Raw genomic sequence first — 20,184 nt, 5'->3', positions numbered from 1 at the left:
CGGGTCCTCAAACGCCGGACGGGCTGGAACTTCCCCCGAACTGGCTGGAATGTGCGCCGGGATTCTTGTGCAGAGACGGCTTGCCCGCCTCCGACCAGCGGGTGTTCGTGTTGTGCAGGGCGCGTTCGGTGTCGGTGATGGACACCTTGATCGGGATGCCGGGGCGCCCGCCCACCTTGATCAGGAAGCGTCCGCGTCCGGGCGGCTCCTCGTTGCCGCCGCTGCTGGCCCAGCCGGGCGGCGACGACCAGGACGACACGAGCTCGATCTCGCGTTCCGACATGCCGACGATCTCGCCGAGTTCCCGCATCTCCGAGCGGGGGAGACCGGCGCAGACGACCATGCCCGCCCGCTCCACGAAGCCGCGCGCCTTGGCGCGGTCGGACTCGCTGCCGAGGGCCTCGGCGTCCTTCAGGGTGTGGGTGATCTTCGCGTCGCCGAGCCCCAGCGAACGGTTCAGCCGGGTCAGCGCGTCGATCCGTTCCACGATGCCCGAGGCGGCCCGCAGCGGGCGCCACAGTTCGTCGAGGACGGTGAAGAACCAGCGCTGCGGGGCGAGCCCGGCGTCCGCGAGCGCGTGCGCGGCGGCCACCGTGCCGAGTCCGTCCGACCAGGCCGCGAGCATCGCGGCGGCCGTGAGCTGGGTGTCCGCCTCGCCGATCCGGGAGATGTCCACGCACACGGCGGGCGCGTCGGGGTCGATCCGGGTCGACGTCTCGGTGGCGAAGGTGTCGCCGAGCGGCCCGTCGAGCACGCCGAGCAGCGAGCGGTGCAGCGGGTCGACGGCCTCCTGGTAGCGGGCCACGTCGCCGCGGTCCAGGGTCACCGCGCGGACCCGGTCCGGGCCCTCGTCCAGCACGTTCAGCAGATCCGGCAGGATCGGCGCCCGCCCCGGCTTCGTACGCTCCGCGAGATGGTGCAGACAGGCGGACAGCACCGACTGCTCGTGGTCGTCCATCGGCCGCCCGCGCACGATGGTGATCAGCGCCGCGACCATGTTCAGCACCCGGCCGTGCGCCTCCGCCGCGAGGATCCGGCCGCGCTCGCCCCCGATCCGGGCCGCCGCCTCACCCATCGCGCCCGGGTCGAGGACGTTGATGCCGCCGACCCCGCGCCCGATGGAGATCACCTGGCCGCCCAACGCCCGTACGGTGTCGGCGTAGTCGGGCTTCAGGTCGCCGAGGACCAGCGGTGTGATGCCGGTCGCGGACATCCCGATCAGCATGCGGTTGACCAGGGTCGACTTGCCGAGGCCGGGCATGCCCAGCATGAAGAGCGACGGGTTGGAGATGTAACGGGCCCTGGTGAACCAGGAGATGGGGTCGCCGCAGACCGTCGCCCCGGTGTGCAGGTGCTGGCCGAGCGGCACTCCGGTCATCGGCGCGCCGGAGCCGGCCGCGAACGGCCAGAGCCCGCAGGCCTGCACGGTGGTCGCGCGCCACAGCGCGGGCGGGTCGACATGCCCGACCTGGCCGCCCGCGGGGCCGTACCAGCCGCGGGGCGGGGCGGTGGCCGGAATCCCCGGAACCCTCCGCGTCGACTGCCTGCTCACAGCGCCTCCCTGATCTGGTACGGAACGAGCGTGTGCTCCCACGGGAGCAGGCCGACCGGCAGCGTGCAGGTGAAGGCCGAGGCCTGCATCCGGTCCGCGGGGCGCATCAGGATGCGGGACGAGGCCTGGAGGTTGCGCACGGTGATGCCCGCGTCCTGCAAGTGCTCCTCGTCGTCCACGGTGACCGTCACCATCAGCGAGAACTCCACCAGCCCGGCACCCGCCGCCTCCTCGGCCGCGGTCTGCTCGGCGGCCTGCATCTCCGAACTGGCCCGCGCCTGGACGAGACCGCGCCGTGAGCCCGCCATGAAGTGCGCGGTGCGCCGGTCGGACTCGACGATGCGCGCGGAGGTCGCCGGGTCGATGGGACGGTAGATCAGGGAGACCCGCTTGCGCCGGGTGCCCGGGGCCGGCTCCAGGAGTCCGCGCAGGACACTGGAGCGGACCGTGCCGCGCGGCGCGAGCGTCAGCATCCAGGTGCGCGAGACACCCGAGTCGTGCTTGTACGCGGTGACGGTCTCGACGGCCGCGGCCGGACCCGCGTCGCCCCACTCCACCCCGGTCTCGGCGTGCTCGGCGCGGGCGCTGAGCACGGCGGGCGCGATGGCGGGGTCGTACGCCACCCGGACGATCTCGGCGAGCCGGTCGGCGGCCAGCGGATAGGCGCTGCCGCCGCCCGCCGCGACCAGCCCGGACAGCAGTCCGGGCAGCCGCATCGACAGATCGGTGACGATCTCGTCCGTGCCGCGCTTGGGCCCGCCCGTCGGTCCGTAGGTCAGGGCGATGTACGTGTGCATCTCGGAGGACGCCGACGGATAGCGCTCGACGACCTCCTCCATCACGGCCCGCGCGGCGGCCGGCGCGTCCGGCGCGATCCGGGGGAGCACCTCGGCCGCGAGCCGGGTCCCGGTGTCGGGGGCGGTCTCCACGACCACCTGGGCGCCGCGCAGGCCGGGCTCGTGCGAGAGCCGCGCCAGCCAGTCGCCCCAGGAGGCCACCCAGATGTCGACCTGGGCGGGGTCGACCAGCGAACCGCCGTCCGGCTCACAGGCCAGCACCACGGTGTACAGGCCGCGGCCCGGGTGGTGCAGCACGCCGAAGGAACGGTTGTAGGCGTCGCGGCCCTCGTACATCCGGGTGCGCGCCAGCAGCCCTGGCGGCTGGTAGCGGCCGCCGGGGCGCCGGGACAGCGGCCCGGAGAGGTAGGTGTGCGAGCCGTTGGCCTTGCGCCGCGTCCAGCCGACGCGGATCGCGAGGACCTGGTAGACGTTGCGGCCGTCGACCGTGCGCAGCGCCAGCGGGGCGAGGAAGAGCCCGACCGGCACCAGGACGACGATCGCGGCGGACAGCGAGACCAGCGACGCCAGCAGCGCCACCAGCAGTCCGCCGAAGGCGACGACGGTACCGAGCAGACCCAGCGGACCGAGCCCGGGACGGCGGGGCCTGCGCCAGTTCCCGTACGTGGGACGCGTCATGGCGTCGGTGGACATGGGGTTCCTTCTTCCGGCTCGAAGCGCTGGATACGTACGTCGTGGGGGTCGGAGTCCGGGGCGGCGGCGGCCCGCGGAGCCGCGGCGGGTCCGGACCGCCGTGGTTCCGGACCGCTGTGCCGCCGTGGTTCCGGACCGCTGTGCCGCGGCGGCTGTTCGCGGTTGCTCACCGCTGTTCGCGGACGTCCGCGGACGGGCCCGGCGGGCCGAGGAGGTTGCGTCCCGGGCTCCAGGGCTCCAGGGCTCCCGGGGTCCTGGGCTCACGGCCTGGTGGCCTATTGGTTGTGGCCCTTCATCCCGTCGTTGTCGCCGAGGGAGTTGGCCACCTCGCTCGCCGCGGCGACACCGGTCTGCACGGCGACCGCGGCGGCCTGTACGGCGAGGGTCGCGCCGCCCGTGGCCGCGCCCGCTGCCACGGCACCACCCCCGGCCGCCGCGGCTCCCGCCCCGCCCGCGGCTCCCGATCCGCCGGTGGCACCGGCACCGCCCGCGCCACCGCCCACCGGAGCTCCGGCGCCCGCGGAGGGCGAGCCCTGCGGACCGGCCGCGCCGCCCCCGCCTCCGCCGCCGCCCGCGGCGATGCTGACGGCGCCGGTCGCGACGTTGTTGGTCGCGTTGAGGGCGACCGTGCCGCCCGAGGTGCCGCCCAGTGCCGCGGTCGCCGGAACGATCAGTTTGAGCAGGGCCGGCAGGGCGAACACCGCCATGATCAGCATGCCCAGACCGGCGATGGTCTGGTCGAGGTTCTTGGTGTCCTGGGTCATCGACGTGGCCGAGTAGATGATGAGGGCCGCCGCCGGTTTGTACAGGAGCCAGGCCGCGAGCCAGCCGACGTGCTTCTTCCACCAGCCCTCGCCCCACCCGGTCATCGAGGAGACGGCGGCCAGCGGCAGCGTGCCGACGAGCATGATCATGACGCCGATGCGGATGTACATCAGACAGATCTGCACGAAGCTCGACAGCATCACGAGCAGGCCGAAGATGAGGACGAGGCCCGGCTGGTTGAGGGTCAGCACACCGAGCATCGTCGACGCGGTGTCGCCGAGGTCGGACTTCTCGTACACATGCTGTGCGTACAGGTCGGAGGCCTTGGTGAGCGCCTGGACGACCGGCACCGCGACCGCGCCGACGAGGATGACCTTCCACATCCCGAGGAACGCCTGCTTCATCGGCTGGCCCTTGCGTTCCAGCGCCATACGGATCGCCGCCACCAGCAGCGAGGCCACGGCCACGTATCCGACGATCCAGTCGACCTGCTGGTCGATCAGACCGATGGGCTTGGAGGGGTCGTTCACGTCGACGTTCATCCAGACGCCGTTGAGCGCCTTGAGCACTTCCGAGGCCGCGTCGCCGATCGCCTTGGCGAAGGCCACCACGGCACCGTCGGTGAACTGTGTCCCGACCTCGTCGATCACACAGTCGTACACCCGCCAGGAACAAGCCATCTCACGCCTCCCAGGTGACGAAGCCCTTGGTGCCGCTGATCTGCGACATGCCCGAATAGACGGTCCCGTCGGCGTCGGGCGCGAGCTTCCAGTCGCCGTCCAGCCAGCGCAGGGTCACCGAGGCGGTGCCGTAGGCGTCCTTGCCGGGGACCCGCACCACGAACATCACCGTCGACTTCTCCTTGTCGTACGACAGGACCGTGAAGCCCGCGTAGCCGCCTCCGTCGGGCGCGCCCGAGGTGGGCTTGTCGCCCGCCGCGGCACGGCTCTCGACGAGCGCGTCGCGGCCCGCGCCGGGGACGACCTGCCGGTCGACGACCTCGCGCCAGCCCGGGTAGCTCAGGTGGTCGGTGATGGCGTGGGCGGCCATGACGGAGCCCATCGGCGTGCGGGCGTAGCAGGACCAGACGGGTCCGTGGAAGGTGAGCGGGCCCACGGTCCTCGACACCGGGACCAGGCCCGTGCCGTCGGCCTTCCAGGTGAAGTCCTTCGGGGCCCGGGTGGGCTTGGCCTGGTCGCTGTCGTCGGTGCGGCAGCCGGCGGGGCGGGCGTCCGGCCTGCCACCGCCGCGGTCCGCGTCGGCGGACGGGGTGGGGCCGTGACCGGGGCCGCCCGACGCGGCGGCCGGCCGCCCGCCGCCTCCGCTGACCATCGTGAAACCGGCGAGCACGAGCAGCACCAGCAGGAACCCGGCCGACAGGATCCAGCCCCGCTGCTGCCAGAACGGCTGTTCCCACTCCCCGCTGCCCCCTTGGGGGCGACCGGAGTTCAGCATGGTTGCGCTCCCTTCGCTTCAGGTTCTGACGAGGTGTGGTCAGGCGAAGACGAAGGTGACGACGGGGCCCGCGGTGGCCACCAGGACACAGCCGCCGAGCACCATGCCGAGGCGGCCCATGTGCTCCGAGCCCTCGCCGCGGCGCATCGAGATCGCCATCATGGCGCCGGTGATGAGCACGCCCGCGACACCCGCCGCGGTGCCGGCCCAGGCGAGGATGCCGAGGACGGTGTCGACCTTGCCGGTCAGCGCGCCCGGCGCGTCGCGGTTGGGGTCGGGGATCTTTCCGTCCGCCAGGTAGACGTACTGGTGGGCCTGGGCTGCTATCGCCTTGAACATTGCTTCTCCCCGATGTGGTCGGCTGCCCGCGGACACGCGCTGAACGCGTGCGGAACAGGCCTCCTGCGAGCGGCACTTGCTCGGTGCGAGCGGTACGTGCGGTGCGTGCGGTACGTGCTTGCTGTGAGCGGTACTTGAGGGCGACGGAGGACCGTGGGACACCCCGGGTTCCTGGTCGCACAGTGAGCTTGGCGACTTCTGTGAGCTGGAGCCAAGTGATGTGGGAATCCAGCACCTGTCGGTGACGTGTCCGTGACAGACGGGAAGAGACCGTCATAAAGGACGAGGTGAGAGGCCCGGGAAAACGACTGAGGCACCCTCAGGTGTGAGGGTGCCTCGGAGGGATCTTCGGCGATCAACGGGTGGCGGACGGTGGGTCGTTCAGAGTACGAAGCCGACGATCGGTCCTGCCGTGGCGCCGATGACGCAGGCTCCCATGACCATCAGGAACTGGCTCAAGTGCTCTTCCACGTCACCGGTCTTGACGGCGAGAGCCATTCGCGAGCCCACGATCATCAGGCCCGCCACACCGGCGGCGGTGACGAGCCACGCGATGATGCCGAGGACGAAGTCGAGCTGGGCGGCGACACCGGCGGGCGGCCCCTCGGCCAGTGCTCCGGCGGCGAATGCGTGCAGGGCGGTCACGGCGCGGTCCTCCCGGTCAGCCGGGCCAGCGGGGCGGCCTCGCGCGGCAGCGGTCCGGCGAGGTCACCGGTGCGCCAGGCAGGCATCCACGGCACGCGGTAGACGTCGATGACCGAGTTGATCACCTTGACGCGCTGGGTGAGTTGACGCGGCAGCCGGCCCGGGGCGTCCGCGACCAGGACGATGGCGTCGAGGTCGAGTCCGGGCGGCGCGTCGCCCCGCCGGAAGATGTCGAGGGTGTGCGAGACGGCGTCCAGGCCCGCCGCGTGCGTACGCCCGACGAGGAGCACCGAGGCGGGATCGCCCCGGTCCGGACGGGGCCAGTCCCGGCCCGCGTCATGACCGCCGAAAACGGTGGCGAGCGTGGAGGCGCCGGCTCCGCCGTGAGTGGCGACCCAGGAGAACTGCCGTGGACTCGCGACGAGTTGATGACTCGCCTCGTGCTGCTGCCGCGGCTGTTCCGGTTCGCGGACCGGTCCGCGTATCCATATCTCGGGCCCGCCCGGTCCCCGCGGCTCGCTTCCGCGCGGCGCCGCGCCGTCGTTCCCGGGCGCCGGAGTTCCTTCGTCCGCGCGCACGGCCACCCCCTGGTTCGCTCGCATCGCCACCCCCTCGATCCCCTGCATGGGTGCTCTCTTCCCTCGTCGGTGCCCCGATCCTCCCGGCGCCCGGCCGAGTTGGGTAACGGGGCGTGAGTTCCTGGGACGAGTCTGTGACGCCGTGGTGACGCGGGAATCGGGTGGGAGCCGAGAGACTCGACTGCATGTACACGACCGGAACCTGAGGCTGAGGGGAGCCGATGTCCAACGGGGGTGGATCCACCATGACCTGGGTGGTCGGCGGCTGTCTCGCCGCGGTGATCATGCCGCTGGTCATGATGGTCGCGGTGAGCGGGGCGTCGAGCGAGGAGGATCCGGGGCCGGGTGGGGGCGGCGGGCTGAAGGACGGTGCCGTACCTCAGAGTTACGTGCCCTGGGTGCTCAAGGCGGGGGCCCTGTGCGATGTCATCAAGCCGGCGGTCATCGCCGCGCAGATCGAGGCGGAGTCGGGCTGGAACCCCGACGCCCGGTCTCCGGTCGGCGCCGAAGGGCTGTCGCAGTTCATGCCGGGGACCTGGCCGAACTGGGGCAGGGACGACGACGGCAACGGCCGGGCCTCACCATTCGATCCCGGTGACGCGATCATGGCCCAGGGCCGTTACGACTGTGCCCTCGCCAAGACGGTCGAGGGATACAAGAACCGCGGCGAGGCGAGCGGCGAGACCCTCGACCTCGCCCTCGCGGCCTACAACGCGGGGCCGGGCGCGGTGCACCAGTACCACGGCATGCCCCCGTACACCGAGACCCAGAACTACGTCGCCCGTATCAAGTCCCTGATCCCCAAGTACGAGTCGGTGGACGATCCGCCGGGCAGGATCCCCGACGGGCAGCGGATGGCGATGCCGATCGCCGGCAACCCGCCCGTCACCTCGCCGTTCGGCATGCGCATGCACCCGATCCTGCACGTCTACAAGCTGCACACCGGCATCGACTTCGGGGCCGCGTTGGGTACGCCCTTCAGGGCGGCCCGGGACGGCACGGTCACCTTCGCGGGCTGGTCCAACGGTTACGGCAACCGGGTGGTCATCTCCCACGGGACCATCGGCGGCGACCGCGTCTCGACCACCTACAACCACATGCGCAGCCTCAGCGTGAGCGTCGGCCAGCACGTGCGGGTCGGACAGAAGGTCGGCGAGGTGGGTTCCACCGGCCTCTCGACCGGACCGCACGCGCACTTCGAGGTCCAGGTGAACGGCAAGTACGTGGATCCGGCACCCTGGCTGGGGCTGAAATGAGGAGGGAGGCGAGGATGAGGACGTTCGCCGCGCTGGCGGTCGTGTCCGCGACCGGGGTACTGGCGTTGACGGGCTGTGGCCTGCGGGACCATCGTGATGTCGTGGGTGCGCCGGGTTCGTCGCCCTCCGCGGTGCCGTCCGTGGCACCGAAGGCACCCATCCCGTCGGGCAGGCCGCTGGGCGCGGACGCGCATGTGCCGAGCCCGTCGGGTGTCGACGGGACGGACGCGACGGAAGTATCGGAGGCGTGGGCGGAGGTGGCGTACGGCTATGACACGAAGTACGACTACGGTCCGCACGACGCCGTGCTGCGCTCCGCCCGCTGGTTCACCGCGTCCAAGGCCGCGGCCGAGCGGTCGTACCACCCCGCGAGCGGGCCGGGCGAGGAGTGGAACACCTGGGCCGGCCACCGGGCATGGACCACGGTGGACGTGACCGCGGACGACGACGCCGACGGCCCCGCCGACACGGCCGTCCTGGCCTACCGCGCCCTCTTCGTGGAGGGCACGGCCCACGGCCGCGACGGCTGGACGGGTACGGGCCCCCGAGCGAACGTCTATCTCAGACTCACCCGGGCGGGTGGCGGCCGTCCCTGGCACATCTCCGAGGCGACGACCGTGGAGGCGGCGGCCCCGCCGACCCTCCCGGCACCGTCCTCGCCCTCGCCTTCGTCCTTGTCGCCGTCCCCGTCCCTGTCCTCGTACCCGTCCACCCCTTCGTGAGGGAACCGATGTCTCGACTCAGCCGCGAACAGAAGCGGGAACTCAAGCGGCAGCGCTCGGCGGCCGGTGCCGGGGGGCAGCCGACCACCGGGATGACGCCGATCGAGGTCCACGTACCGGCGTCGGCGGACGCGGTCCACGCCACCGGGGCCCAGAGCGGTGCCACGGTCGGCGGGATGCCGGTCGTGGCCACGCCCGGTCAGACGGTCCAGGGCGCGATCCTGAACTACCTCCACCGTCTCGCCCTGGCCACCGGCCATCCGGTCCTCGCCACCATCCACGACGAGCGCATCGGCTACGTCGTGCCGCTCCAGGTGTACGTCGACGGCTCCAGCCAGTACACGGCGGAACCCGTACAGGTGGCACCGCCCGCACCGCCCGTGCAGCAGGCGGTGCGACTGCCCGTGCAGTCGCACGAGCAGAGGGTCGACCGCCGCCCGCACCTTTCTGCCCGGGAACACGGGCACCCCTCGGCCGACGCCCGGTCCGAACGCTCCTCCCGCGACTTCGCCCAGTCCCCGCCCCAGGAACACCGCCCACAGCCGCCGGCTCCGCCGCTTCCGCCCGCCCCGCCGTCCGCCGAGGTGTCGGCGCAGGCTCCGGAGACGCCGGGTGCCCCGCGCCGGGACAAGGCGACGTACGTCCTGCGCGCGGTGCCGGAACCGCAGCCGATCCCCGAAGTACAGCCGCAGCCGATCCCGGAACCGCAGCCGCGGCTGATCCCGGAACCGCAGGCACAGTCGCGGCTGATCCCGGAACCGCAGCTACAGGCGCGGCCGATCCCGGAACCGCAGCCACAGTCGCGGCCGATCCCGGAACCGCAGCCGCAGCCGCGGCCGATCCCGGAACCGCAGCCGCAGCCGCAGGCGCGGCCGATCCCGGGAACGGAGAGCGGGAGGCCGTCGGCCCCCGTGCGCGGGTCTGAAGCGGCACCGGCGCTCCCGCCCACGGCACCGCCCGGCACCGCTCCCGGCCCGGACCCGGTGCCCGCGGCCGAGTCCGCCGCGCCCGGTACGCCCACGCCGTCCACCTTCGTGCTCCGGGCGGTACCGGAACCGAGGCCGTTGCCCGGGGCCGCGCCGACGCATGTGCTGCGGGCGGTACCGGAGTCGGCGGGCACCGCGACGCCCGCCCCGACCGGAGAGTTCGGGCCGGTCCTGCCGCTGTCCGGTCCTGCCGCTGAGCAGAAGCCCGCGCCCGGACGGAAGCCCGTCCCCGACCCGATTCCTGCCCCCGATCCGGTGCCCGCACCGGGGCCCGAGGCCGCCGCTCCCGAGTGGCAGCCCGTGCCCGAGCCGAAGGCGGCCGCTTTCGAGCGGAAGCCGGCTTCCGCGATGGACGCCCTGTCGCTGCTGGCCGCGGACCGGGAACCGGATCCGAAGCCGACTCCGGTGCGCGGCTTCGACGCCGTCGCCGAGGCGGTGCTCGCGCCGAGTGGACAGGAGCCCGCCCCGGAACGTGACGCCGCGTCGGCGTTCCTCGCGGAGCCGGTCGCCCGGATCAACGAGGCCGTGAAGATGGGCCGCATCGAGGCCGCCGCGGGGATGGCGGAGCGAGCCGTCGCGGAGGCGGCGCAGTCGCTCGGCCAGGAGCACCCCGAGGTACTGAAACTGCGCGAACTGACCGCGTACATCGCCTACTTGGCCGGTGACGCACTGAGGTCGTTCCATCTGTCCCTCGATCTCGCGAGGGTCCGCCGACGCCACCGGGACACGGGGGCCGCCTACGGCAACGTCCAGAGCGCGGCTGCCGCCTGGCGCGCCGTCCGCGACCCCATCCAGGGGCTGCACCTCGGGCGCGATCTGATCGGCGTGTGGACCGAGCTCACGGCCGAGGGCGGTCCCGCCGCCGACGACCTCGAACAGCTCGAATCGGCCCGCACCCGTATGGGCCGCCTCGCGGAACGCGCCCGCGTGGCCGCGGACACCCCCTACGCCCGGCCTCCCCGCGCCCAGGGCGAGTGACGAGCGGAGCCGGGGGCGCGGAGGAGGAGAACGGAGCCGGCGAAGGCGAGAGGCCGAGCGATGGTGCGGGTACAGGGCGGGGAAGCGGGAGCACCCGCGTCAGTTGACGCAGAACTCGTTCCCCTCGGGGTCCGCCATCACCACCCACTCGCCCGCCGGTTCCTTCACCTCCCGCAGCACGCTCGCCCCCAGCGACGTCAGGCGCCCGACCTCCTCGGCGCGCCGTCCCTCGCCCGGGTGCAGGTCCAGGTGGAGCCGGTTCTTGCCGGTCTTGGGCTCCGGAACCCGCTGGAAGAGCAGGCGCCGCCCGAGACCCGTGCCGCGTTCCTCGTCGTACGGGTCGTCGGGGTGCCGTACGGCGATCAGGTCCCGGAAGGCCGGGCGGCCGTGGAAGTCGACGGCGGCCTCGGAGGGCAGGGCGCCCACGCTCAGCAGCCGCTCGATGAAGGCGCTGTTGTCCTCGACCTCGTAACCGAGCGCGGCGGACCAGAAGTCGGCCTGCGCGTGCGGATCGGCGGAGTCGATGACGAGTTTCCAGTGGACGGGTGCGGGCGCGGGAGTCGGCGTCATGGAGTCACTCATAGTGGCTCCGCGACCGGACGGCCAACGGAATCGCCGGGCCGCCCCTCCGTTCGTACGACGCTGCTGTTCGTACGAGGCCGCCCGTTACGAGGTGCTGTGCGAACCGGTCGGGGTGCCGCCCGGGGCGAGGGAGGTGATTCCGGCCGCCTCGGCGGCGGAGCCCACGGCGTCGACAGCGACCACCGCGGCGTCGGTGGTGGTGCCGACGACAGCGGTGCTGCCCACGGCGTCAGCCGCGGTCGCGGTCACGGACCCGCTCGCGAGGGCCGATGCCCTCAGGGCCCGCGCACCTCGCCGCGCGGCGCGCAGCGCGTCGAACGTCAGGAGCGACAGCGCCAGCCACACCAGCGCGAACCCGGCCCACCGCTCGACCGGCATGGCCTCGTGGAAGTAGAAGATGCCGAGGAGGAACTGGAAGACGGGGGCCATGTACTGGAGCAGGCCCAGGGTGGACAGCGGCACGCGGATCGCGGCGGCGCCGAAGCAGATCAGGGGGACCGCCGTCACCACGCCGGTCGCCGCGAGCAGTGAGGCGTGCCCCGGCCCCTGCGTGGTGAACGTGGCGTCGCCCCGCGAGCCCAGCCAGACCAGGTACGCCAGCGCCGGCAGGAACTGGATCGCGCTCTCGGCGGCGAGCGACTCCAGGCCGCCGAGGTTGACCTTCTTCTTCACCAGGCCGTACGTGGCGAAGGAGAAGGCGAGGCAGAGGGAGATCCACGGCGGCCGGCCGGCGCCGATCGTCAGGACGAGGACGGCCGACAGGCCGACGCCCACCGCGACCCACTGCACCGGACGCAGCCGCTCCTTGAGGAGCAGCACGCCCATCGCGATGGTGACCAGGGGGTTGATGAAGTAGCCGAGCGAGGCCTCCACCACGTGCTCGGAGTTGACCGCCCAGATGTAGACGCCCCAGTTGACGGTGATGACCGCCGCCGCGACCGTGATCAGCGCCAGCTTGCGCGGCTGCCGCAGCAGTTCGCCCGCCCAGGCCCAGCGCCGCATGACCAGCAGGGCGACCCCGACGACCGCCAGCGACCACACCATCCGGTGGGCGAGGATCTCGACCGCCCCGGCGGGCTTCATCAGCGGCCAGAAGAGGGGGACGAGCCCCCACATCCCGTACGCCGCGAAGCCGTTCAGCAGACCTGTGCGCTGCTCGCTTCTCGACTTCCCGGCCACCTGCGTCTCCTTCTTCCACGACCTCGGACGCCCATCGCGCCCCTGCGTTCCGGGCCCCGTGCGGGGGAAATCCGTGCAGCATGAAAGAAGGTAGCTCCGCACACCCTCGCCTGTCATGTCCGTACCGTCATACGGTCATGACAGGTGAGGCGCGTGGGACCGGCACCCGGTGTCCGCGCGGGCGTCAGCCCTTCAGCGCCACCGCGACGGACTCGGCGATCGGCGTGGTCGGACGGCCGGTCAGGCGGGATAGGTCGCCGGTGGTGACGGCCAGCTCGCCCTTCTCGATGGACGCGTCGACGCCCGCGAGGATCCCGGCGAAGGCCTCGGGCAGCCCGGCGCCGACGAGGATGCCGGTGAAGGTCTCCAGGGGGACGGAGGTGTAGGCGATCTCCCTGCCGGTCTGCCGGCTCAGCTCGGCGGCGTACTCGGCGAAGCCCCACGCCTCGTCGCCACTCAGCTCGTACGTGGCGTTCTCGTGCCCCTCGCCGGTCAGCACCGCGACCGCGGCGGCCGCGTAGTCGGCGCGCGAGGCGGAGGCGACGCGGCCCTCGCCGGCGGCCTGGACGACGGCGCTGTGCGCGAGGACGGGGGCGAGGTTCTCGGTGTAGTTCTCGTGGTACCAGCCGTTGCGCAGCAGCGTGTAGGGCAGTCCGGAGGCGAGCAGGACCTCCTCGGTGGCACGGTGGTCGTCGGCCAGCGCGGCCGTCAGGCTGCCGGGGGCGCTGGTGTAGGCGAGCAGGGAGACGCCGGCCGCCCCGGCCGCGTCGATGACGACCCGGTGCTGCTCGACGCGGCCCTTGTCGAACTCGTTGCCCGAGATCAGCAGCACCTTGTCGCCGGCCGCGAACAGTCCGTCGAAGGTCTCCGGCGTGTTGTAGTCGGCGACCGAGAGCCGGACGCCGCGGGCCGCGAGGTCGGCGGCCTTGGACTCGTCCCGCACGACGGCGGTGATCTGCTCGGCGGGGACCTTCTCCAGCAGTTGCTCGACGACGTGGCGGCCGAGGTGTCCGGTGGCTCCGGTGACGACGATGCTCATGACGTACATCTCCTTGTGGGGTGCGGTTGTCACTCACCCTAGGAGCTGCACTAACTAATGGAAAGTACCCACCTTGAAGTAAGATACTGGCATGACCGTAAGCAACAAGGCAGCGGACGGGTACGAAGCCGCCGAGGCGATGTGTCCGTACCGACTGGTCCTGGAACACGTCACCAGCCGCTGGGGTGTCCTCGTCCTGATCGAGCTCCTGGAGCGTTCGTACCGCTTCGGCGAGCTGCGCCGGGCGATCGACAGCTTCGGGAGAGGGGTCAGCGAGAAGATGCTCACCCAGACCCTGCAGACCCTGGAGCGTGACGGGCTCGTCCATCGCGACGCCAAGCCGGTCATCCCGCCGCGCGTCGACTACTCCCTCACCGAGCTGGGCCGCGAGGCCGCCGAGCAGGTGCGGTCGCTGGCACTGTGGACCAATGAGCGCATGGCCGACGTCGACCGCGCCCGCGGCGCGTACGACGAGGCCCGGGCACTCAGGGCCCGGGCCTCGTAGAAACCTCTGCGGAAGCCGCCCGTAGGCGGAAGCCGTCCTGGACGGAAGCTGCCCGCAGACGGAGACCGCCCCCGGACGGTGACCGCCCGCAGACGGAATCCGCCCCGGACGGTCTCAGCCGACGACCGTCCAGGTGTCGCCGCCGGCGAGGAGCGCGGCGAGGTCGCCCTTGCCGTTCTGCACGATGGCGGCGTCGAGCTGGTCGGCCATCTGTGTGTCGTAGACCGGCCGGTCCACCGAGCGGAACACCCCGATGGGCGTGTGGTGCAGGGTGTCGGGGTCGGCGAGCCGGGACAGCGCGAACGCCGTCGTCGGGGACGCGGTGTGCGCGTCGTGGACGAGGATCCGGGAGACGTTGTCGGGGGTCACGGTGACCACTTCGAGGTCGCCGGTGCGCTGGTCGCGGACCACGCCGCGGGCGCCGTCGGTGCCGAAGCGGATGGGCTGTCCGTGTTCGAGGCGGATGACGGCTTCCTCGGCCTGCTGCCTGTCCTTGAGGACCTCGAAGGCGCCGTCGTTGAAGATGTTGCAGTTCTGGTAGATCTCCACCAGCGCCGTGCCGGGGTGGGCGGCGGCCTGGCGCAGCACGTCGGTGAGGTGCTTGCGGTCCGAGTCCACGGTCCGGGCCACGAAGGACGCCTCGGCGCCGATCGCCAGCGACACCGGGTTGAAGGGCGCGTCCAGGGAGCCCATCGGGGTCGACTTGGTGATCTTGCCGACCTCGGAGGTCGGGGAGTACTGGCCCTTGGTCAGGCCGTAGATGCGGTTGTTGAAGAGCAGGATCTTCAGGTTCACATTGCGGCGCAGGGCGTGGATCAGGTGGTTGCCGCCGATGGACAGCGCGTCGCCGTCACCGGTGACGACCCACACGGACAGGTCGCGGCGCGAGGAGGCGAGCCCGGTCGCGATGGCCGGGGCGCGGCCGTGGATGGAGTGCATCCCGTAGGTGTTCATGTAGTACGGGAAGCGGGACGAGCAGCCGATGCCCGAGACGAAGACGATGTTCTCCTTCGCCAGGCCGAGTTCGGGCATGAAGCCCTGGACGGCGGCGAGGATCGCGTAGTCACCGCAGCCGGGGCACCAGCGCACTTCCTGGTCGGACTTGAAGTCCTTCATGGACTGCCTGGCCTCGGCCTTGGGGACCAGGGTGAGCGCCTCGATCGTGCCCGAGCCTTCCGTTGACGTGTCAGCCATCGATGGCCTCCTTGAGAGCCGTGGCGAGCTGCTCAGCCTTGAACGGCATGCCGTTGACCTGGTTGTACGAGTGCGCGTCCACCAGATACCTCGCCCGGACGAGGGTGGCGAGCTGACCGAGGTTCATCTCGGGGATCACCACCTTGTCGTAACGCCTCAGCACCGCGCCCAGATTCCGCGGGAAGGGGTTGAGGTGACGCAGATGGGCCTGCGCGATGTGCTCCCCGGCGGTGCGCAGCCGGCGGACCGCCGCGGTGATCGGCCCGTACGTCGAACCCCAGCCGAGGACAAGGGTGTCGGCCGCGGCGTCGGTGCCCGCGGTGGGGTCGTCGACCTCCAGGTCGGGGACGTCGATGCCGTCGATCTTGGCCTGGCGGGTGCGGACCATGAAGTCGTGGTTGGCCGGGTCGTACGAGATGTTCCCGCTGCCGTCCTGCTTCTCGATACCGCCGATGCGGTGTTCGAGGCCGGGCGTTCCGGGGACGGCCCAGGGGCGGGCGAGGGTCCCCGGGTCGCGCTTGTAGGGCCAGAAGACCTCGGTGCCGTCGTCCAGGGTGTGGTTGGGTCCCTGGGCGAACTGCACGCGCAGATCAGGGAGTTCGTCGGTCTCCGGGACGCGCCACGGCTCGGAGCCGTTGGCCAGGTAGCCGTCGGACAGCAGCAGGACGGGTGTCCGGTACGTCAGCGCGATCCGGGCCGCCTCCATCGCCGCCTCGAAGCAGTCGGCCGGGGTGCGCGGGGCGACGATCGGGACCGGGGCCTCGCCGTTGCGCCCGTACATCGCCTGGAGCAGGTCGGCCTGCTCGGTCTTGGTCGGCAGACCGGTCGACGGTCCGCCGCGCTGGATGTCGATGACGAGCAGGGGCAGTTCGAGGGAGACGGCGAGTCCGATCGTCTCCGACTTCAGCGCCACACCGGGACCGGACGTCGTCGTCACCGCGAGCGAGCCGCCGAACGCCGCCCCGAGTGCCGCGCCGATGCCCGCGATCTCGTCCTCGGCCTGGAAGGTGCGCACTCCGAAGTTCTTGTGCTTGCTCAGCTCATGCAGGATGTCGGAGGCCGGGGTGATGGGATAGGAGCCCAGGTAGAGCGGCAGATCGGCCTGCTGGGAGGCGGCGATCAGGCCGTACGACAGGGCGAGGTTCCCGGAGATGTTCCGGTACGTGCCGGTCGGGAAGGTCTGCGACGCCGGCGCCACCTCGTAGGAGACGGCGAAGTCCTCGGTCGTCTCACCGAAGTTCCAGCCGGCGCGGAACGCGGCGAGGTTGGCGGCGGCGATCTCGGGCTTCTTGGCGAACTTGGTCCGCAGGAACTTCTCGGTGCCCTCGGTCGGACGGTGGTACATCCACGACAGCAGACCCAGCGCGAACATGTTCTTGGAGCGCTCGGCCTCCTTGCGGGAGAGCTCGAACTCCTTGAGCGCCTCGACGGTCATCGTCGTGAGCGGGACGGGATGGACGTTGTAGCCGTCCAGCGAGCCGTCCTCCAGCGGGTTGGCCGCGTAGCCGACCTTCTGCATCGCCCGTTTGGTGAACTCGTCGGTGTTGACGATGATCTCGGCACCGCGCGGCACATCGGCGATGTTCGCCTTCAGGGCCGCCGGGTTCATGGCCACGAGGACGTTGGGCGCGTCGCCCGGCGTGAGGATGTCGTGGTCGGCGAAGTGCAGTTGGAAAGACGAAACGCCCGGCAGGGTGCCTGCGGGCGCGCGGATCTCGGCAGGGAAGTTCGGCAGGGTCGAGAGGTCGTTGCCGAAGGAGGCAGTCTCCGATGTGAAGCGGTCGCCGGTGAGTTGCATACCGTCGCCGGAGTCCCCCGCGAACCGGATGATGACCCGGTCGAGCCGACGGACGTCCTTCGCCCCCGGCGGTTTGCGCTGTTCTCCTACGACGGCTTCGTCGGCCTGTTCCGTTGGGCTGCTGACCTTGCTCGTCACTGAACTGGACCTCCTTTGAGGCGGCTGTCCGGGAGTGGTCTTCCCGCAGACCCTTCCTTTTTCAACCCTACGTCGGTAAGGGTCGCCTTCCTTCGGCCATTCGTATGATGGACACCGTTTTGAGACGCCCTGACACCATGACTTGTCACGATTTTTCCCGCCCCCGGTCCTTTCTCCGAATGACGCTCCCGGCCCACCCCTCGGTTCTGTCCGACAACTGACACACTGTCAGTTCGTCATGAGTTCAGGTATGTGAGGACGGCCAGAACACGCCGGTGATCCCCGTCACTTTGTGACAGCCCCAGCTTCTGGAAGATGTTGCTGACGTGCTTTTCGACGGCGCCGTCGCTGACCACGAGCTGACGGGCGACGGCCGAGTTGGTCCGGCCCTCGGCCATGAGCCCGAGGACCTCCCGCTCCCTCGGCGTCAGTCCGGCCAGCACGTCCTGCTTGCGGCTGCGGCCGAGCAACTGCGCCACGACCTCCGGGTCGAGCGCGGTACCCCCCTGGGCCACCCGCACCACCGCGTCCACGAACTCGCGCACGTCGGCGACCCGGTCCTTGAGCAGATAGCCGACGCCGCGACTCGAACCGGCCAGCAGTTCGGTGGCGTAGCGCTCCTCGACGTACTGTGACAGCACGAGCACACCGAGTCCCGGATGGGCCTTGCGCAGTTGCACGGCCGCCCGCACCCCTTCGTCGGTGTGCGTCGGCGGCATCCGTACGTCCGCGACCACGACGTCCGGCAGCGCGTCCTGCGCCGCGAACTCGGTGATGGTCTTGATCAGCGCCTCGCCGTCCCCGACCCCCGCCACGACGTCGTGCCCTCGGTCGGTCAGCAACCGGGTCAGGCCCTCCCTGAGCAGCACTGAATCCTCGGCGATGACGACCCGCACCCTGTCCTCCACGATTCCTCGGCCCCCCAGAACCCACCCCGGGCGTCCCCGACCGCGCCGGGTTCGTTCCCGCTCGTACGACAGACCCCAGCATTCCAGCATTCGGACCGTGACGCGCCCGAGCGACGTGAAGAGGGGACCCGCTCGGCGAGCGGAGTTCCCTGCTCCGGGGCGCCGGCAGACCCCGGGTCCTGGGCGCGTGCCGCGCACCGGGTGCCGCGCACCGGGTGCCGGGGCAAGGGGGCATCCCACGGGGGTACGTGTGGCGGGCGTCCTGCCCCTGGGTGTTCCAGGCCGGGGCGGGTCCCGACAGGGACGCGGTCACTCGGGGCCGTGCCGCCGCCGGCTGGGGCGCGTGGGCCGGGAGCCCCGGTACCCCGGCCGGACCGGGCAGCGACCGGGCCGGACCGGGCCGCAGGCGGTCTGCGGGCGGTCCGGTCGCTGACCAGGCCTGCCGGGGTGTGCCCCGGCGGGGTACCGGCGGTGCCGGGGGTCTCAGCGTCGCCAGGGCAGCTCCGCCGTGATCCGGGTGGGTCCGGCCACCGGAGAGTCGACCACCAGAATTCCGTCCACCGCGTCGAGCCGTTCGGCGAGCCCCGCCAGGCCCGACCCCTCGGACGCGTCGGCGCCGCCGATCCCGTTGTCGCCGACCTGGATCATCAGCCGGTTCTCGACCCGCCACACATCCACGGTCGCCCGCGTCGCCCGCGAGTGCTTGCTGATGTTCTGCAGCAGCTCGGAGACGGTGAAGTAGGCGATCCCCTCGATCGCGGGCGCCGGCCTCGCCGGCAGATCCACCTCCACCATCACCGGCACGGTGCACCGCGAGGCCACCGAGGACAGCGCGGCGTCGAGCCCGCGGTCGGTCAGCACCGCCGGATGGATACCGCGCGCGAGGTCCCGCAGCTCCTGCAACGCCGTCTTGACCTCGCCGTGCGCCTCACCCACCATCCGAGCCGCGGCCTCGGGGTCCTCGGCCAGCTTCTCCTTGGCGAGCCCCAGATCCATCGCCAGCGCGACGAGCCGGGCCTGCGCCCCGTCGTGCAGATCGCGCTCGATACGGCGCAGGTCGGCGGCGGCCGTGTCGACCACGACCCCCCGGTCGGACTCCAGCTCCACCACCCGCGTGGCCAGCCGCGAGGGGCCGAGCAGGCCGTGCACCATCAGCCGGTCCACGGTCGTCAGCGCCCGCACGATCCACGGGGTCGCCAGCGTGAAGAGCAGTCCCACCAGCGCGGTCACCGTGATCTCGAACGGGTTGTCCAGATACACCGAGTGCGACCCGTCGCCGTACAGCTGGAGGCCGCCCTGCCCGGCGTACACCGGGAAGACCCAGAACCACAGCGGATACGTCAGCAGCGCCCACCCGTACGTCCAGAAGGTCAGGGCCACGACGAAGGAGAACACCGACCACGGGAACTGGACGACCGCGTACAACAGGTGCCGCCAGGACGTGCCGCTCTTGAGCACGGCACCCATCCACGCCATCGGCCCGTGCTTCTTCATCCGCAGCGGCTCGGGCTCGGCCGTCTCGACACCGAGCAGGCCGCGCGCCCGCGCCCGCTCCAACGAGCCGAAGCCGCGGCACCCGGCGAGCGCGGCGGCGAGCACCGGGACGCCCAGGAAGGTGATCAGCAGGCCGGCGCCGAGCGAGACCATCGTGACGGCGAACGTGAACATCATGATCCCGAGCGGCAGGCCCAGCATCACATAGCCGAACTCGCGCCAGCTACGGGCCTCGATCGGCGCCCGCAGCGCGGCCGGAAGGCGGTGCCGCCGCTCGCCGGCACCCGCCCCGTCGAATCCGGGCCCGCTCCGGTGCCCGTATCCGTGTCCGTACTCCGTGGCCATCGGTTCGTCCGTTCTCTCGTCTCGTCCCGCGCCTCGACCGTCGCGTTCCGCGCCTCGACCGGTTCCGTGCCTCGACTCGTTCCGCGCGTCGGCTGCTCCCTCAAGCCTGCCGCCCGGGACGCCGGCCTGACATGGAGCGGATCGGCGTCTTGAACGGGGGGTTTTCCCTACCAGCCTCACACCGCGGACCCGGGCAGGGACTGCTGGACCGGGCCGCATGCCGGGATCTTCGCCCC

General features: G+C 71.6%; 18 protein-coding genes. 4 read left to right on the top strand and 14 right to left on the bottom strand.

The genetic code is table 11. The annotated features are described in order from the left end of the window. Positions 1–7 precede the first annotated feature (7 nt). From OHT01_RS17275 to OHT01_RS17245, 7 genes are all read right to left on the bottom strand, one after another. Positions 8–1,552: an ATP/GTP-binding protein gene (locus OHT01_RS17275; protein WP_328554032.1), complete on the bottom strand. Its 1,545-nt coding sequence runs from the start codon at positions 1,550–1,552 to the stop codon at positions 8–10. Beyond that, a complete protein-coding gene (locus OHT01_RS17270; RefSeq protein ID WP_328554031.1) occupies positions 1,549–3,042 on the bottom strand; it encodes an SCO6880 family protein in 1,494 nt (497 codons plus the stop codon). The genes OHT01_RS17275 and OHT01_RS17270 overlap by 4 nt, the downstream gene beginning before the upstream one ends. A gap of 275 nt (positions 3,043–3,317) precedes the next feature. Beyond that, on the bottom strand, positions 3,318–4,487 hold the full coding sequence (locus OHT01_RS17265) for a hypothetical protein (RefSeq protein ID WP_328554030.1): 1,170 nt from the start codon (positions 4,485–4,487) through the stop codon (positions 3,318–3,320). A gap of 1 nt (position 4,488) precedes the next feature. Beyond that, positions 4,489–5,262, bottom strand: coding sequence for a hypothetical protein (locus OHT01_RS17260; RefSeq protein WP_328554029.1), 774 nt, complete (start codon positions 5,260–5,262; stop codon positions 4,489–4,491). A 39-nt stretch (positions 5,263–5,301) separates the two neighbouring features. Next, positions 5,302–5,601, bottom strand: a complete 300-nt coding sequence (locus OHT01_RS17255) for a hypothetical protein (RefSeq protein WP_328554028.1) — start codon at positions 5,599–5,601, stop codon at positions 5,302–5,304. A gap of 381 nt (positions 5,602–5,982) precedes the next feature. Next, positions 5,983–6,246, bottom strand: a complete 264-nt coding sequence (locus OHT01_RS17250; RefSeq protein WP_328554027.1) for a hypothetical protein — start codon at positions 6,244–6,246, stop codon at positions 5,983–5,985. Next, positions 6,243–6,848: a hypothetical protein gene (locus tag OHT01_RS17245; protein WP_328554026.1), complete on the bottom strand. Its 606-nt coding sequence runs from the start codon at positions 6,846–6,848 to the stop codon at positions 6,243–6,245. Before OHT01_RS17245 ends, OHT01_RS17250 begins: the two co-directional genes overlap by 4 nt. Before the next feature lie 221 nt (positions 6,849–7,069). Here OHT01_RS17245 and OHT01_RS17240 point away from each other — a divergent pair, with 221 nt between their 5' ends. The 3 genes from OHT01_RS17240 to OHT01_RS17230 are packed head-to-tail and all read left to right on the top strand — an operon-like array spanning position 7,070 to position 10,766. Next, a complete protein-coding gene (locus tag OHT01_RS17240; RefSeq protein WP_328554025.1) occupies positions 7,070–8,080 on the top strand; it encodes a peptidoglycan DD-metalloendopeptidase family protein in 1,011 nt (336 codons plus the stop codon). Positions 8,081–8,094: 14 nt separating this feature from the next. Continuing rightward, a complete protein-coding gene (locus tag OHT01_RS17235) occupies positions 8,095–8,802 on the top strand; it encodes a hypothetical protein (protein ID WP_328554024.1) in 708 nt (235 codons plus the stop codon). Between the two features lie 8 nt (positions 8,803–8,810). Beyond that, on the top strand, positions 8,811–10,766 hold the full coding sequence (locus OHT01_RS17230) for a hypothetical protein (RefSeq protein ID WP_328554023.1): 1,956 nt from the start codon (positions 8,811–8,813) through the stop codon (positions 10,764–10,766). A gap of 99 nt (positions 10,767–10,865) precedes the next feature. Here the strand turns inward: OHT01_RS17230 and OHT01_RS17225 are convergent, their stop codons facing one another. From OHT01_RS17225 to OHT01_RS17215, 3 genes are all read right to left on the bottom strand, one after another. Further along, the gene (locus tag OHT01_RS17225; protein WP_328554022.1) at positions 10,866–11,348 is read right to left on the bottom strand and encodes a VOC family protein; all 483 of its coding nucleotides are present in this window, start codon (positions 11,346–11,348) and stop codon (positions 10,866–10,868) included. Between the two features lie 84 nt (positions 11,349–11,432). Further along, complete coding sequence (gene rarD / locus OHT01_RS17220; protein ID WP_328554021.1) at positions 11,433–12,527, bottom strand: EamA family transporter RarD; 1,095 nt, start codon at positions 12,525–12,527, stop codon at positions 11,433–11,435. Between the two features lie 184 nt (positions 12,528–12,711). Continuing rightward, complete coding sequence (locus OHT01_RS17215) at positions 12,712–13,566, bottom strand: SDR family oxidoreductase (protein ID WP_328554020.1); 855 nt, start codon at positions 13,564–13,566, stop codon at positions 12,712–12,714. Positions 13,567–13,657: 91 nt separating this feature from the next. Here OHT01_RS17215 and OHT01_RS17210 point away from each other — a divergent pair, with 91 nt between their 5' ends. After that, positions 13,658–14,071, top strand: coding sequence for a winged helix-turn-helix transcriptional regulator (locus tag OHT01_RS17210; RefSeq protein WP_328554019.1), 414 nt, complete (start codon positions 13,658–13,660; stop codon positions 14,069–14,071). Positions 14,072–14,185: 114 nt separating this feature from the next. On the opposite strand, the gene OHT01_RS17205 is transcribed toward OHT01_RS17210, so the two are convergent. The 4 genes from OHT01_RS17205 to OHT01_RS17190 all read right to left on the bottom strand — a co-directional run bounded on the left by OHT01_RS17205 (position 14,186) and on the right by OHT01_RS17190 (position 19,948). Then, entirely contained in the window at positions 14,186–15,265 is a 1,080-nt protein-coding gene (locus OHT01_RS17205; RefSeq protein ID WP_328554018.1) for a 2-oxoacid:ferredoxin oxidoreductase subunit beta, read from the bottom strand. After that, positions 15,258–17,201 (bottom strand): 2-oxoacid:acceptor oxidoreductase subunit alpha, encoded by a 1,944-nt coding sequence (locus OHT01_RS17200; protein WP_328554017.1) that lies wholly within the window; start codon positions 17,199–17,201, stop codon positions 15,258–15,260. Before OHT01_RS17200 ends, OHT01_RS17205 begins: the two co-directional genes overlap by 8 nt. Positions 17,202–17,437: 236 nt before the next feature. Next, positions 17,438–18,097, bottom strand: coding sequence for a response regulator transcription factor (locus OHT01_RS17195; protein ID WP_328558150.1), 660 nt, complete (start codon positions 18,095–18,097; stop codon positions 17,438–17,440). A 495-nt stretch (positions 18,098–18,592) separates the two neighbouring features. Then, the gene (locus OHT01_RS17190) at positions 18,593–19,948 is read right to left on the bottom strand and encodes a sensor histidine kinase (RefSeq protein ID WP_328554016.1); all 1,356 of its coding nucleotides are present in this window, start codon (positions 19,946–19,948) and stop codon (positions 18,593–18,595) included. Positions 19,949–20,184 lie beyond the last annotated feature (236 nt).

The organism is Streptomyces sp. NBC_00358 (assembly GCF_036099295.1).
Lineage (GTDB): Bacteria > Actinomycetota > Actinomycetes > Streptomycetales > Streptomycetaceae > Streptomyces.
This window is presented reverse-complemented; position numbering and strand designations above follow the sequence as displayed.

Excerpts from the sequence above, each read along its gene's own strand:
- OHT01_RS17235 (WP_328554024.1), top strand. The coding sequence starts at position 8,095 with ATGAGGACGTTCGCCGCGCTGGCGGTCGTGTCCGCGACCGGGGTACTG.
- OHT01_RS17245 (WP_328554026.1), bottom strand. The coding sequence starts at position 6,848 with ATGCGAGCGAACCAGGGGGTGGCCGTGCGCGCGGACGAAGGAACTCCG.
- OHT01_RS17255 (WP_328554028.1), bottom strand. The coding sequence starts at position 5,601 with ATGTTCAAGGCGATAGCAGCCCAGGCCCACCAGTACGTCTACCTGGCG.
- OHT01_RS17190 (WP_328554016.1), bottom strand. The coding sequence starts at position 19,948 with ATGGCCACGGAGTACGGACACGGATACGGGCACCGGAGCGGGCCCGGA.
- OHT01_RS17260 (WP_328554029.1), bottom strand. The coding sequence starts at position 5,262 with ATGCTGAACTCCGGTCGCCCCCAAGGGGGCAGCGGGGAGTGGGAACAG.
- OHT01_RS17270 (WP_328554031.1), bottom strand. The coding sequence starts at position 3,042 with ATGTCCACCGACGCCATGACGCGTCCCACGTACGGGAACTGGCGCAGG.
- OHT01_RS17205 (WP_328554018.1), bottom strand. The coding sequence starts at position 15,265 with ATGGCTGACACGTCAACGGAAGGCTCGGGCACGATCGAGGCGCTCACC.
- OHT01_RS17210 (WP_328554019.1), top strand. The coding sequence starts at position 13,658 with ATGACCGTAAGCAACAAGGCAGCGGACGGGTACGAAGCCGCCGAGGCG.
- OHT01_RS17225 (WP_328554022.1), bottom strand. The coding sequence starts at position 11,348 with ATGAGTGACTCCATGACGCCGACTCCCGCGCCCGCACCCGTCCACTGG.
- OHT01_RS17265 (WP_328554030.1), bottom strand. The coding sequence starts at position 4,487 with ATGGCTTGTTCCTGGCGGGTGTACGACTGTGTGATCGACGAGGTCGGG.
- OHT01_RS17215 (WP_328554020.1), bottom strand. The coding sequence starts at position 13,566 with ATGAGCATCGTCGTCACCGGAGCCACCGGACACCTCGGCCGCCACGTC.
- OHT01_RS17230 (WP_328554023.1), top strand. The coding sequence starts at position 8,811 with ATGTCTCGACTCAGCCGCGAACAGAAGCGGGAACTCAAGCGGCAGCGC.
- OHT01_RS17240 (WP_328554025.1), top strand. The coding sequence starts at position 7,070 with ATGACCTGGGTGGTCGGCGGCTGTCTCGCCGCGGTGATCATGCCGCTG.